This window comes from Kineosporia sp. A_224, assembly GCF_002198655.1.
GTDB lineage: Bacteria > Actinomycetota > Actinomycetes > Actinomycetales > Kineosporiaceae > R-H-3.
Genome location: NZ_MWLN01000074.1, coordinates 1 through 12,645, shown reverse-complemented (window position 1 = coordinate 12,645; position 12,645 = coordinate 1). Strand labels below are relative to the sequence as shown.

General features: G+C 71.6%; 11 protein-coding genes. 3 read left to right on the top strand and 8 right to left on the bottom strand.

Annotation, left to right across the window (positions count from 1 at the left end; genetic code table 11):
- Together EDJALFJO_RS06195 and EDJALFJO_RS06190 are read right to left on the bottom strand one after the other, a co-directional pair.
- Window positions 1-1,789, bottom strand: a 1,789-nt coding sequence (locus EDJALFJO_RS06195) for an acyltransferase (RefSeq protein ID WP_158220307.1), incomplete at its 3' end; no start/stop codon positions are given.
- Window positions 1,786-4,266: a glycosyltransferase gene (locus EDJALFJO_RS06190; protein ID WP_088283273.1), complete on the bottom strand. Its 2,481-nt coding sequence runs from the start codon at window positions 4,264-4,266 to the stop codon at window positions 1,786-1,788. The genes EDJALFJO_RS06195 and EDJALFJO_RS06190, both read right to left, overlap by 4 nt.
- A gap of 273 nt (window positions 4,267-4,539) precedes the next feature.
- On the opposite strand from EDJALFJO_RS06190, the gene EDJALFJO_RS34860 reads away from it, so the two are divergent.
- Window positions 4,540-5,316: a hypothetical protein gene (locus EDJALFJO_RS34860; protein WP_198950055.1), complete on the top strand. Its 777-nt coding sequence runs from the start codon at window positions 4,540-4,542 to the stop codon at window positions 5,314-5,316.
- Here the strand turns inward: EDJALFJO_RS34860 and EDJALFJO_RS06180 are convergent.
- From EDJALFJO_RS06180 to EDJALFJO_RS06160, 5 genes are all read right to left on the bottom strand, one after another.
- Entirely contained in the window at window positions 5,289-6,515 is a 1,227-nt protein-coding gene (locus EDJALFJO_RS06180; RefSeq protein ID WP_088283271.1) for an ADP-dependent glucokinase/phosphofructokinase, read from the bottom strand. The genes EDJALFJO_RS34860 and EDJALFJO_RS06180 overlap by 28 nt on opposite strands.
- On the bottom strand, window positions 6,512-7,378 hold the full coding sequence (locus EDJALFJO_RS06175) for a ketose-bisphosphate aldolase (protein WP_088283269.1): 867 nt from the start codon (window positions 7,376-7,378) through the stop codon (window positions 6,512-6,514). Before EDJALFJO_RS06175 ends, EDJALFJO_RS06180 begins: the two co-directional genes overlap by 4 nt.
- Before the next feature lie 65 nt (window positions 7,379-7,443).
- Window positions 7,444-8,286: a carbohydrate ABC transporter permease gene (locus EDJALFJO_RS06170; RefSeq protein ID WP_088283267.1), complete on the bottom strand. Its 843-nt coding sequence runs from the start codon at window positions 8,284-8,286 to the stop codon at window positions 7,444-7,446.
- Between the two features lies 1 nt (window position 8,287).
- A complete protein-coding gene (locus tag EDJALFJO_RS06165; protein WP_088283265.1) occupies window positions 8,288-9,238 on the bottom strand; it encodes a carbohydrate ABC transporter permease in 951 nt (316 codons plus the stop codon).
- A gap of 14 nt (window positions 9,239-9,252) precedes the next feature.
- The gene (locus EDJALFJO_RS06160; RefSeq protein WP_198950053.1) at window positions 9,253-10,527 is read right to left on the bottom strand and encodes a sugar ABC transporter substrate-binding protein; all 1,275 of its coding nucleotides are present in this window, start codon (window positions 10,525-10,527) and stop codon (window positions 9,253-9,255) included.
- 307 nt (window positions 10,528-10,834) lie between these two features.
- Here EDJALFJO_RS06160 and EDJALFJO_RS06155 point away from each other — a divergent pair, with 307 nt between their 5' ends.
- Window positions 10,835-11,677, top strand: coding sequence for a DeoR/GlpR family DNA-binding transcription regulator (locus EDJALFJO_RS06155; RefSeq protein ID WP_088283261.1), 843 nt, complete (start codon window positions 10,835-10,837; stop codon window positions 11,675-11,677).
- Between the two features lie 41 nt (window positions 11,678-11,718).
- On the opposite strand, the gene EDJALFJO_RS06150 is transcribed toward EDJALFJO_RS06155, so the two are convergent.
- Window positions 11,719-12,183, bottom strand: coding sequence for a GNAT family N-acetyltransferase (locus EDJALFJO_RS06150; RefSeq protein ID WP_088283275.1), 465 nt, complete (start codon window positions 12,181-12,183; stop codon window positions 11,719-11,721).
- A 195-nt stretch (window positions 12,184-12,378) separates the two neighbouring features.
- Between EDJALFJO_RS06150 and EDJALFJO_RS06145 the strand changes: the two genes are divergently transcribed.
- On the top strand, window positions 12,379-12,642 hold the full coding sequence (locus EDJALFJO_RS06145; protein ID WP_088283259.1) for a hypothetical protein: 264 nt from the start codon (window positions 12,379-12,381) through the stop codon (window positions 12,640-12,642).
- Window positions 12,643-12,645 lie beyond the last annotated feature (3 nt).

Below are 12,645 nucleotides of genomic sequence, written 5' to 3'. Positions count from 1 at the left end.
TCGTCGTCGGGGCCGGGGCCGGCGCGGACGTCGAGGGGCGCGGCGCGGTCGTCGACGGCCGCGGGGACGCGGTCGGGCCTCCCTGCGGGACCGGGGCGGAGCCGCCCTGCGGGCGCGAGACCGGGCCGTTCGCACCCGGTCCCGCGGTGGGGACGGCGACGGCACCGCTGCCGACGCCCGCGCCGCCGTCCGGTGGGAGCACGGGGGCCGGGGTCAGCGTCGTCGACGTGCCGGGCGCCCGGTCGGGAGCGACGTCGGACCGGGAGACCTCCGGCCGCGGCTGGTCGGCGAGCCGGCTCTGGACGTCGCCCGCGACGGTGCGGGCCGGCGTCCGGGTGCCGACGAGGACGAGGGCCGACAGCGCCGTGGCGGCCACGACGAGGGCGGTCGTGCCGAGCACGAGGCGCTGCGGGGTGATCCGCGAGATCCGCACGGCGCCCGGGGCGGCGAGCGTCCGCAGCTGGCGCAGCACCGAGAGCTGGCCCGGGGTGCGCGGCCACGGGTTGATCCGCACCGGGCGGCGGGCGGCGAGGTCCTCGCACCAGCCGAAGGCGAGGACGCACGCGACGAGGACGAGCCACGACGCGAGGTAGGCCTGGGTCGCACCGACCCAGGTGTCCTGGTCGAGCGCGGCCGTGACCGACCAGAGGTCCAGGAGCGGGTGCGACAGGAAGATCGCGACGTTGCCCCACAGGTAGATCGTCATCGCGCGGGAGTTGACGACCGCCACGAGCCGGTCGAGGACGACGTGCCGGGCCATCCACGAGAAGTCCGGGTAGAGCCGCAGCAGGACGAGCACCGCGCCGAGGCAGTAGAGCATGTCGGCGAGCGGGATGTTGTCGATGTCGTAGCCCGACGCCGGGTCGGGGTGGGTCACCGCGTAGGCGAGCCCGAGGCCCATGAGCCCCAGCCCGGCGGCGACGACCTTGAGGGCCGGCGTCCGGCGGATCCGGCCGTCGTGGTGCGCGAAGCCGAGCAGCCAGCAGCCGCCGAACGTCGCGAGGCTGAGGACGACGTCCCCCGAGCGCCCGTCGAGCGGCAGCACGCCGAGCGTCCACAGCGCGACGACGCCGACCGGCAGCGCGAGCATCCGCCGCGGCCAGTGCCGGAACAGCCACAGCGCCATCGGGGAGAGCAGCATGAACCACAGGTAGGTCCGGACGTACCACAGCGGCAGCACCCAGTCCTCGCCGAGCGCGCTGCCGGGCGGGTCCGAGATCGGCAGCACCCAGAGCAGGAGCGTGCGCACGTTGAGCGGTGACCCGGCGGCCGCGGTGTGCGTCCAGCCGGCGACGAGCATCACCGGCACGACGACGAGCCCGAACAGCCACACCGGCGGCAGCAGCCGGATCGTGCGCTTGCGGAGCACCCGCCACGGGTTGCCGGGCGAGCGGTCCAGCGACCCGGCCACGAGCGACCCGGCGAGGGCGAACATGATCCCCATCGACGGGAAGAGCAGGGGCAGCCAGGCCCAGCCGAACGAGTGGTAGGTCATGACCCGGACGAGCGCCACCGCGCGGAGCGTGTCGATGTACCGGTCCCGCTGCCGGCCGGGTGCGGCCGGTGCGGCCCGGTCGGCCGGCTCCGCCGCTGCCGCCGGCTCGTCGCGGATCTCGCGCAGGTCGATCTCCACGGTGTCGGTGGCCGAGCGGTCGACGAAGAGGTCGCCCTCGCGCACCCCCTCGGTGGACGACAGGTCACCGGGCCAGCGGGTGGAGGTGCTGGTGGTGCTGGACGGGCGACCGACGGGGCTGCTCCCCGTGGACGTGCTCCCGACGGACGTGCTCATGAACGATCCCCCGTGGTGACGAGTGCGTCGGTGCGGACGTCGGCGGCGCCGGCCGCCGCGTCGGTGCGGTCCGTGCGGTCCGTGCGGTCGGTGAGGTTCGCGGCGTCCATGGACCCGGTGCGCACGAGCTTCTTCCAGCCCATCCGCACGCCCTTGACCGCCCGGAACACCGATGTGTAGAGCAGGTACGCGCGCAGCGGCTCGTAGACGACCCGGTACACCGGCACGAGCAGCAGGTGGTGGTAGCGCTCGCGCATGAGCCGCACGCCCACGGCCGCGATGACCATGTGGGCCAGCATGAAGATGACGAAGTACCGCACGAGCACGCCCCAGCCCTGCGCCTGGACCGCCAGCGACGCCATGACGACGATGAACGGCAGGAAGATCACCGGGGTCGCGACGGCGACGACGTAGCCCGGCATGACGAACCAGCCGAGGGCGCCGTACCTGCGCCGGAAGAGCATGTCGCGGTGCTTCCAGATCGCCTGCAGGGTGCCGAACGTCCAGCGGGTCCGCTGCGCGAGCAGGTCGTCGACGGTCTCGGGCACCTCGGTGAACGCGAGCGCCTCGTCGTCCTGGGTGACCCGCCAGCCGAGCCGGTGCATCGTCAGGGCCAGGTCGCAGTCCTCCGCGAGCGTGATGTCGGAGTAGCCGCCGGCGGAGACGATCGCGGCCTTGCGCCACGCCGCGCACGCGCCGGGGATGATCGAGATCGCCCCGAGGGCGTCCTGCGCGGCGCGCTCGACACCGATCTGCGTGAGGTACTCCAGCGCCTGCCACCGCGTGAGCAGGTTCGTCTCCCGGTTGCCGACGCGCACGACGCCGGCGACGGCCCCGAGCCGCCCGTCCGGGTCGACGGCGAAGTGCCGCACCATGTTCGTGATCGTGTCCCGGGCCATCACCGTGTCGGCGTCGAGGGTGACGACGATCTCGCCGCGGGCCCGCTCGACGCCGTGGTTCAGCGCGTGGGCCTTGCCCGCGTTGGCCTGCTGGAGCAGGACGACGCGCGGGTCCTGCGCCGCGAGGCCCCGGACGACGTCCGCCGTCCCGTCGGTCGAGCCGTCGTCGACGACGACGACCTCGAGCAGCGGGAGGTCGGAGTCGAGGATCGAGCGCAGCGTCCGGGCGACCACCGTCTCCTCGTTCCACGCGGCGAGGACGACGCTGACGTCGAGGTCGATCGCGTCGGGCCCGGGGAGGACGAGCCGGCGCCGGCGCACGGACCGGACGGCGGCCAGCGCCGCGTTGCCGAAGCCCACGACGACGACCGCGACGATGGCGAGCACGAACAGGCCGGAGACGAGCATGCTCGGCCACGCGAGCAGGGCCTGGCTCAGGTAGAGGGTGAGGTGGTCGGCCGTCGAGGCCCGCACCGGTGCGACGGCGAGGTCCGGCTGGGCCTGCGGCATCGTCGTGAACCGGTAGCCCTGCGCCTTCGCGTAGGGGATGAGGCGCTCGACGTACTCGACGGTCCGGTGCCGGTTGGGCCCGCCGGCGTCGTGCATGAGCATCGTCACGGGCGCCCCGGAGGACAGGTCCGGCAGCGGGATGTCCGCGGCGCTCCCGTTCGGGTCCGCGTCGTGGCTCCAGTCGTCGGTGTCGAAGTCGTGCGACGCGAACGTGTAGCCGAGGCGCTGCGCGCGCAGCAGGCCGTCGATCGTCGCCTGCTCGGACGCGACGTCGGCGCCCTCGTACGGCATCCGCCAGTAGCTCTCCTGCGTGCCCGTGACGGCGCGGAGCACGCGTCCGGTGGCGACGACCTCGACGTGCTCGCGCCACGTCGGCTCCGCGGCGATGTCCGGGTGCGTCATCGTGTGGACGCCGACCGCGTGCCCCTCGCGGGACATCCGCTCGACGAGGTCCGGCCAGCGGGCGACGTTCTGGCCCACGACGAAGAACGTCGCGGGCGCCTTGTTCGCGGCGAGCACGTCGAGCAGCTCGCGGGTGGTCTTCGGGTCGGGGCCGTCGTCGAAGGTCATCGAGATCGTCCGGGCCGTCCCCGCGCCGTACCCGAACCGCTGGATGACGTAGCGGGACCCGCCGGCCGCCGTCGCCTCCGCCGGGGTCAGGGTGGTGAGCGCCGCACCGGTGAAGGGGTCGAGCCCGACCCGGGCACCGCCCTGGGAGCGGACCTCGAGCACGCGGCGCAGCGGTCCTGCACCGACCACCGGGGTCTGCGGGCCGGTGTCCGCCATGGAGACCGCCCGGCCGGGCTCGGCCCCGGCGAGCGCCGGGGAGTGCCACAGCCCCGGCGCCAGCACGACCGCGGCGGCGAGGAGGGCGACCAGGACGGCGGTCCCGACGACCCGGGTGCGCCGCCAGCGGCGCCCGCTGGGGTCGAGGAACACCGCGGAGCGGACGACGGCCTCGGCGACCTCGGCGACCTGGTCCTGCCCGCGCTGCTCGCGGTCGGGCCGGTCCTGGCCGTGCCGGTCGGTCGTCGGTCGGCCGCGGCCGAACACGCGGATGCGCCCCATGAGCCCCCCTGGCTTGGTGGTCCTGCTGGTACCGGGCGACGCCCCGCCGCCCGGCCGCACGCACCGTCGACGTCCGGCGGACGTCGGGCCGGCGTGGTCGTTGGCCGGGCCGAGACGGTGCTTGTCTGCTTTATTCGTTTTAGGTTATCTCGGGCTAAATGACTTGCCCGCTCCTTTTGGAACTATTCGGACCGAACGGCCGAGGGGATTGGTCACACGATGGACGGGCAGCACGGGCGGCGCCGGCAGGTTCGCGCGCGACCCCGGCGCGCGATGCGGCTCGCCGGCCTCGGCGTGCTCGCCGCCGCCCTGTCGGCCGCGGCCGCGGTGCTCGGCTCGGGGACGGTGACGACGGTGACGGGCGAGGACGACACCGCTCCCCGCCGCGAGGGGCCGTCGTCCGGCGGGCCGGGCGACGCACCGGGTGCGAGCACCGCCCCCGGCCCGGTGACCCTCGGCGAGGGGCGCGCGACGGCACCCCGGGGCACATCGGCCCGGCCCTCGCGGTCAGCGTCCCCGGGCCCCTCGCGGACCCCGTCGGCGCGGCCCCGCGGCGACGGTCCGGCGGGCGGGACCCGGCTCGAGGGCGTCTACGTCACCGCCTACTCGTGGTTCGACAACACCCCGCGCGGCTCGTCCACGGTGAGCCACCCGGTGCTGCACCGGACGGCGGGCGGCACCGGGACGTACGCGGACCCGGTCACCGTGGCCGTCGGGCACGACCGCTCGACCGGCCGGGACGTCCTCGACCACCCGGCAGGGACCCGGTTCTACCTGCCGCACCTGCGCCGGTACGTCATCGTCGAGGACACCTGCGGCGACGGCCCGGCCCCGCAGGACGGCCCCTGCCACGACCTGTCGCAGGCCCCGCCCGGGACGACCCTGTGGCTCGACGTCTGGATCGGCGGCGCCGAGGGGACCGAGACCGGCGCCCAGGCCTGCGCCGCCCGGCTCACCGGTGACGGCGGCCGGACGGCGGTCCTCGACCCGCCGCCGGGCCTGCCCGTGCTGGCCGGCCCGGTCTACTCGACCCGCTGCGCGCTGCCCTGAGCCGGCCCGACCCGCTCGCCGACGAGACCGGCGACGAAGCCGCCGACGAAGGCGTCCCCGAGGCCCACGGTCGTCGGGGCCGGGGTGCTCAGCGCGTACGCCGGGACGACGCACACCTCACCGGGCAGCCGGAGCGCGAGCGCCGCAGCGACGACCGCGCCACCGCTGTGCCGGGCGTGCCGGGGCATCGCCCGGAACTGCTCGGCGGTGAACCCGTCGCCCTCGAGGTAGCGGACGCCGGCCATCGCCGTCGCGGCCTCGAGCGCGTCCCGGTAGCCGTCCGCCCCGGCCCCGAGGGCGAGCGCCCAGTACTTCGTGTGGACGACGAGCAGGCGCGCCGGCACCGCGCGGCGCAGGTCCTGCAGCGCCTGCACGAGCGGTCCGGGGGCGAGCAGGTCGACGGGGCGGCCGACGTACGCCTGCATCTCGTCCTCGTTGAGGCCGTAGACGTCGACCCGGTCGAGCACTGCGTCCCTGACCCGCGCGCTCAGCGCGGGCACGTGGTAGCCGGCGTCCTCGAAGACGACGGTCGCGTCGTCGGGGAGCCGGCGCATCTGCAGGCGCAGGAACGCCATCCGGGCGTCGAGCGTCGCGGCGTCCTGCACGGTGTTGAAGCCCGACACGAGGAAGACCCCGGCGTTCGCGAGGAGGTCGCCGAGGCCCGGGCTGAGGACCATCTCGCGGTTGGGCAGGTCGTTGACGTAGATGAGCCGGTTCGGGTGCGGCGCGTCGAGGACGACGCCAGCGACCCGCACCGTGGCGCCCGCCGGGAACTGGACGATGAGGTGCGGGTCGGTCGAGTCGTGGTCGGCGCTGCACAGGTAGGTCACCCCAGGCGGCAGCAGCCGGCGGACGTTGTCGTCGACGCTCACGGTGTGCAGCACCGACGGCAGCCCGAGCCGGCTCATCGCGACCGCCGCGCGGACGTTCGAGCCGCCGAGGGTGATCCGGCGCGGGAACCGGGACGCGAACGTCTCGACGATGTCGGAGGAGGCGACGAAGCGCTCCCCTCCGACACCGTCGCGGACGAACCCCAGCACCGAGCGGACGAGGTCGCGCTCGCTCGCGACGACGACGTCCCGGCCGATCTCGTCGGGCGTGACGGCGTACTCGTCGACGAGCCGCTGGACGACGGCGCCGTCCCAGGTGATCTCGTAGTCCAGGCAGCTGCCCAGCCCGAGGACGACGTCGCGCGTCATCGGTACAGCGAGGCCTTCCCGTCGGTCTGGAACAGCTCGATCTTGTGCCGCGCCGTCTCCTTCATCGCCGCGATGCACGGCGGCTGGATCGAGTTCGGCTCCCGGAGGCCCTTGTCCTGCAGGACCTCGCGCATCTTCTCGTGGTAGGCGACCTTGATGTCGCTCGAGATGTTGATCTTGTTGATGCCGAGCGTCACGGACTCGGCGATCTCGTCGTCCGGGTTGCCGGAGCCGCCGTGGAGCACGAGCGGCGCGACGGCGACCTTGCCCTTGATCTCCTTGAGCAGGTCGAGCTTGAGCTCGGGCTTCATCCACGACGGGTAGATGCCGTGGCTCGTGCCGATGGCGACCGCCAGGCTGTCGACACCGGTCTCGGCGACGAAGTGCACGGCGTCGTCCGGGTCGGTGTAGATGATCGTCTGGGCGCCGTCCTCGGCCTCGCCGTCGGTCTTGCCGATGGTCCCGAGCTCGCCCTCGACGGACAGCCCCACCGCGTGGCAGGCCAGCGCCGACTTCTTCGTGAGCGCGATGTTCTCCGCGAAGGGCAGCATCGAACCGTCGATCATGATCGAGGTGAACCCGGCCTGGATGGCCCAGAGGATCTGCTCGTACGTCGTCCCGTGGTCGAAGTGGATCGTCACCGGCAGCGGGGACTTGTGGGCGCGCTGGATCACCGAGGCCATGAAGTCGATGCCGGTGTGCTTCAGCTCGTCGGGGTGGATCGCGATGATGAGCGGTGCGTTCATCTCCTCGCAGATCTCGAAGATGCCTTGGCTCATCGCCCAGTCGCTGATGTTGAACGCGGGCACGGCGAAGCCGTGCTCGTTCGCGACGTCGAGCAGACGGTGGCCGGTCATCAACATGGGTATCTCCTCGGTTGTTGGCGTGCGTGCTGCGGGTTCGCGGGGTGCCGTCGGGCGTGCGGCGTCTAGGCCTTCACCGACCCGGCGGTCATGCCGCCGATGAAGTACCGCTGGAAGAACAGGAAGAGGACGAGCACGGGGACGCAGCCGAGGATGCTCATGGCCATCATCTCGTTCCACTCGTACGAGTGCTGGCCCATGAGCAGCTGGATGCCGATGGGGACCGTGCGCATGTTCTCGGTGCGCGTGAGGGTCAGCGCGAAGAGGTACTCGTTCCAGGCGATCATGAAGGTGTAGATGCCGACCGAGACCAGGCCCGGCACCGAGATCGGCACGAGGATCCGCCACAGCGCCGTGAACGAGCCGGCGCCGTCGACCTTGACCGCCTCGTCGAGCTCGCGCGGCAGGGTGTTGAAGTAGCCGGTCATCATGATGATCGCGTACGGCAGCGTGAAGACCATGTACGTGAGGATCAGCGCCCAGTAGGTGTTGTAGAGCTTGAGCGTCACCATGAGCCCGAAGTACGGGATGAGCAGGGTGATCGGCGGCACCGCCTGGACGCTGACGATGACCATGTTGAGCGGCCGCTTGAAGGGGAAGTCGAAGCGGCTGAACGCGTAGGCGGCGAGGACGGCGACCACGAGCGTGAGCATCGTGACCGAGAGCGCGACGATGTAGCTGTTGACGAAGAACCGCACCTTGACCGGGTCGGTGACGATCGTCGTGTACGCGTCGAACGAGAAGCCCGGCGTGACCACGCGCGGCGGGAGCTCGAAGATCTCCGGGTTGGCCTTGAACGAGCTGGCCGCCATCCAGAACACCGGGAAGCCGGCGAAGACGGCCCCGACGACGAGACCCACGAGGACCCCGACCTTCAGCAGCACCCGGCGTGCACCTTTCGGCTCCATGTCAGTCCCGTGCCTTCTGGTAGCGGACGTAGAAGAACGCGAGCACCATCGAGAACACGAAGATGATCACGGCGCTGGCCGACGCCAGGCTGAACTGGTAGCGGTTGAAGGCGAGCTTGTACGTGAACGTGCTGAGCATCTCCGTGACGTTGATCGGGCCGCCGCCGGTGGTCATCCAGATGAGCGCGAACTGCTGCGTCGTGAAGATGACGTCGAGCATCGCGATGCTCACGATGATCGGCCGGAGCTGCGGCACCGTGACGTTCCACCAACGCTGCCAGTAGCTCGCGCCGTCGACGGTCGCGGCCTCGTAGAGGTCGCGGGGGATCCCCTGGAGCCCGGCGAGCAGGCTCATCATGTAGAAGGGGTAGCCGGACCAGATGTTGATGAAGGTGACGGCGTAGAGCGCGATGTTGGGGTCGGCGAGCCACTCGACCTTGGAGTCGGTCAGACCCCCGGTCTGCAACAGGTAGTTGAGCACCCCGTTGGGGTTGAGCAGCAGCCGCCACAGCACCGCGATGATCGCGACGGTGAACAGCCACGGCAGGATGAACAGGACCCGGAAGATCGCCTTGGTGACGTTGCCGAGCAGGGGCGTGTTGAGCATCATCGCGAACGCCATGCCGAGCACGAGGTGGGCGACGACGCTCGTCCCCGTGAAGAACGCCGTGTTCTTCACGGCGTTCCAGAAGTCGGGGTCGGTGAGGATCTCGGTGTAGTTCGCGATCCCTGCGAGGACCGGCTCCTTCTTCATGATGACGTTGTCGTACAGCGAGTACCGGATCACCATGACGATCGGCACGAGCATGAGGACGACCATGAGGAGCACGGTCGGGAAGACGTAGACGTAGGGCTCGACCCGCCTGCGCCAGGGTTTGCGCGGCGTGCCGATCGGACGGGTGGGGCCGGGCCGCGGCGACTGCCGCGGCCCGGCCTTCACGCTGGTGCTCATGTCGGGGACCGGCCTCAGAAGTTCTTCGTCCAGCCGGCCTGGGCGTTGGTCAACATCTCGTCGACCGTCTGGTCACCGTTGAGCGTCTTCTGGAGCTCCTCGTCGAACGAGCGCATGAGCTCCTCCGCCACCGGGAGCCCGGTGAACTCGTTGGCGGGGTAGCCGGCCTTGTAGATGTCGAACGCCGCCTTGAAGAGGTCGTCGTTCTGCACGAAGTCCGGCACAGCCGTCGTGTTGCCCGGGAAGGCGTTCGCGACGGAGGCGAGCTTGGAGTTGTTCTTCTCGTTCATGAGGAACGAGACGAGCTTGAACGCCTCGGCCTTGTGCTTGGAGTTCTCCGAGATGCCGATGCCCCACGAGGCGTACGGGATGCCGCGCTTGCCGGAGTACCCGTCCTTGGCCGGGATGGCCGAGATGCTGAACTTGAGGTTCGGGTTGCTCTCCCGGATCAGCGTCACGTGGGCGAGCGAGTCGATCATCATGCCGACCCGGCCGTTCGTGAACTCCTCGACCTTGTCCTGCTCCTTCATCGTCAGGGCACCGGGGGCCACGAGCTTGGCGTCCCACATGCCCTTGACGAACTCGACGGTCTCCTTGACGTCGGCGTTCGTCAGGTCGGGCTTGCCGTCCTTGAGCATCGTGCCGCCGGAGGCCCAGTTCCAGGCCATGACGTCGTTCTGGATGCCGTTGGGCGCCTCGAGCGAGAGCGGGACGACCCAGCCCTTCGTGTCGCCGCCGAGCGCGGTGACCTTCTTCGCCGCGTCGAGGAACTCGGTGCGGTTGGTGGGCGGCGCGCTGACGCCGGCCTTCTTCAGCAGGTCGTCGTTCGTGAAGAGCGGGTAGACGAAGTTGACCACCGGGATCATGTAGGCCGCGTTGTTGATCTTGATCTGGGCGGCGAGCTGGCTCTCGTCGTACGCCGAGTCCTTCATGAGTTTCGACAGGTCGGTGATCGCGCCCTGCTTGACGAAGTCACTCACCCAGGCGCCGTCGAGACCGACGACGTCCGCCATGGTGCCCGCAGCCGCACCGGCGACGGACTGCTCCTTCGTCGAGGCGTAGGGCCCGGACAGCAGCTTCACCTTGATGCCGGGGTTCGCCGCCTCGAACTCGTCCATCATGCCGCGCAGCGCGTTCGCCGGGAGCTCCGGCTCCCACCACTGCGAGAACTCCAGGGTCACGTCACCGCCGGCGGAGGCGCCGGCCGTCCCCGTGGACCCGCCGGAGGAACCGCCGCCACAGGCGGCCACGAGCATGACCGTCGTCGCCGCGCAGAGAAGTGCGGACATCCGTCGTCCCGCACGAGCACCTTTGCTCATCCCACTCCCATCTCAGAAGAGCGCCGCATGACGCATACCTGCACGCAGGGGTGCGCAGGTCTGCGGCTTTCTGCAACTTAAAGCCGCGATCTTGCGGCGTCAAGGGATCGGGAAGTTGCAGATCGGACACGGAACGCTGCACATTCGTGCACGAAGGGCCGGAGACAGCGCTGTCGATGTCCCCGGAGGACGAGACGGTCTGCGGTTTTCGGCCGCGAACACGCACGCCACGGCTCTGACTTCGCACAAAGCGGCATGGATGTGCTACGACAGGCGCATGTCCGCCAGCACGGAGCAGACCGTCGACGACGGTGCCCGCCGCCTGCCCGCCGGCCGCAAGGCCGCGCTCGCCGCCTACGTGGCCGAGGTCGGCCAGGTCACCGTCGCGCGTCTCGCCAAGCGCTTCGACGTCTCCGCCGACACGATCCGCCGCGACCTCGACGCGCTCGACGCCGACGGCGTCATCATCCGGACCCACGGGGGCGCGGTCAGCCTGTCGGCGTTCCCCAAGCCGGACACCGGCCTGGAGGTCCGCTCCCGGGTGCAGGCGTCCGCGAAGGACCGGATCGGGGCCCTCGTCGCCGGCCTCGTGCCGGACGGCGCGTCCCTCATCGTCAACGCCGGGACGACGACGCTGGCCGCCGTCCGGCACCTGCGCGACCACCGCGACCTGACGATCGCGACGAACAGCCTCGCCCTGCCGGCCGAGCTGCCGGCCAAGGTCTTCCGCGACCTCTACGTGTTCGGCGGCGCGGTCAGGCCGTCGGCCCAGGCCACCGTCGGCCCCGTCGCGTTCCCGGTGATGTCCGGCCGCGGCGAGGTGGACATCCGCTGCGACATCGCGCTCATCTGCGTCGGCGCCGTCTCGCAGGACGCCGGCTACTCGACGAGCAACCTCGGCGAGGCGGCGATGATGGCCGAGATGATGGGCCGGGCCGCGCAGGTCGCCGTCCTCGCCGACTCGACGAAGTTCAACCGGCGGCTGTTCGCCCAGGTCGCCGAGCTGGGCCGGGCGGACTGGTTCGTCACGGACACCATGCCGCCGGACGACCTCACGGAGGCCTTCCACGCCGCCGGCGTCGAGATCGTCGTCCCCAAGGACGGCGGGGACGAGGGCTGACGGCCCCGCGGTCAGCCCCCGGGGGGTCGACCTTCGGGGGGTCAGTCCTCGACAGCCAGCGCCTTCACCAGGTGCACGAGGTCGTGCCCGCCCGCCGGGGTGCGGTGCGTCTCGACGTACCCGTGACGGCGGTACAGGCGCAGGTTGGCCTCGCTCCGCTCGCCGGTGAACAGGTGGATCCGGCGGGTCCCGGCCGGCACGAGCGCCTCGCTGCGGACGAGCAGCCGGCTGCCCAGACCCTGGCCCTGGAGGTCGGGCGCGACCATGAGCCGCCCCAGGTCGACGCCGCCGTGCCCGAGGTCGCGCAACCGGACGGCGGCGACGAGCCGCGGGCCGCGCCGCAGCCCCCAGGCCGCGGCCGGCCCGGCCAGCTCGGCGCGCAGCTGCTCGAGCGTCTGCACGAGCGGCGGCAGCCGGACGTCGTCGTGGAGCTGGGCCTCGGTGACGTATGCCGCCCGCTGGAGCGTGAGCAGCTCACCGGCGTCGGCGGGACCGAGCCGGACCAGCCGGTCGTCGGTGCCGTCGGTGCCGTCGGCGCCGTCGGTGCCGGGGGTGTCGTCGGGCTCGTCGGGAGCGGGTGTCGAGGGCACACCGGCATTGTCGCCCGCCCGCGCGGCACGTCGGGAGCCCCCGCAATGGTTACTCGGCGTGTCGTTGCGCTAACGCACGATGACATGACGCGGCGATGCCACGATCACCTCGTGGCCACGCAGACGACACCCGAGCGCACCCCCACGGTGACGCGCTCCTCCACCCCGCGTGTCGCGCACGGCACGCCCCAGCCGCGGTCCAGGACGGTCCCCGTCCAGGAGTCCGGCCCCCAGCGCGCCCGTCGCGAGGCCGAGGACGAGTTCCGCTCGCTCCTGTCCGGCCACATCCGCGACATGCGCCGCCGCGGCGTGAGCGAGGACGTGCTCGGCCCGTTCGAGCGCGAGCTCCTGCGCCTGGGCCCCGCCCCCGCCTGACCC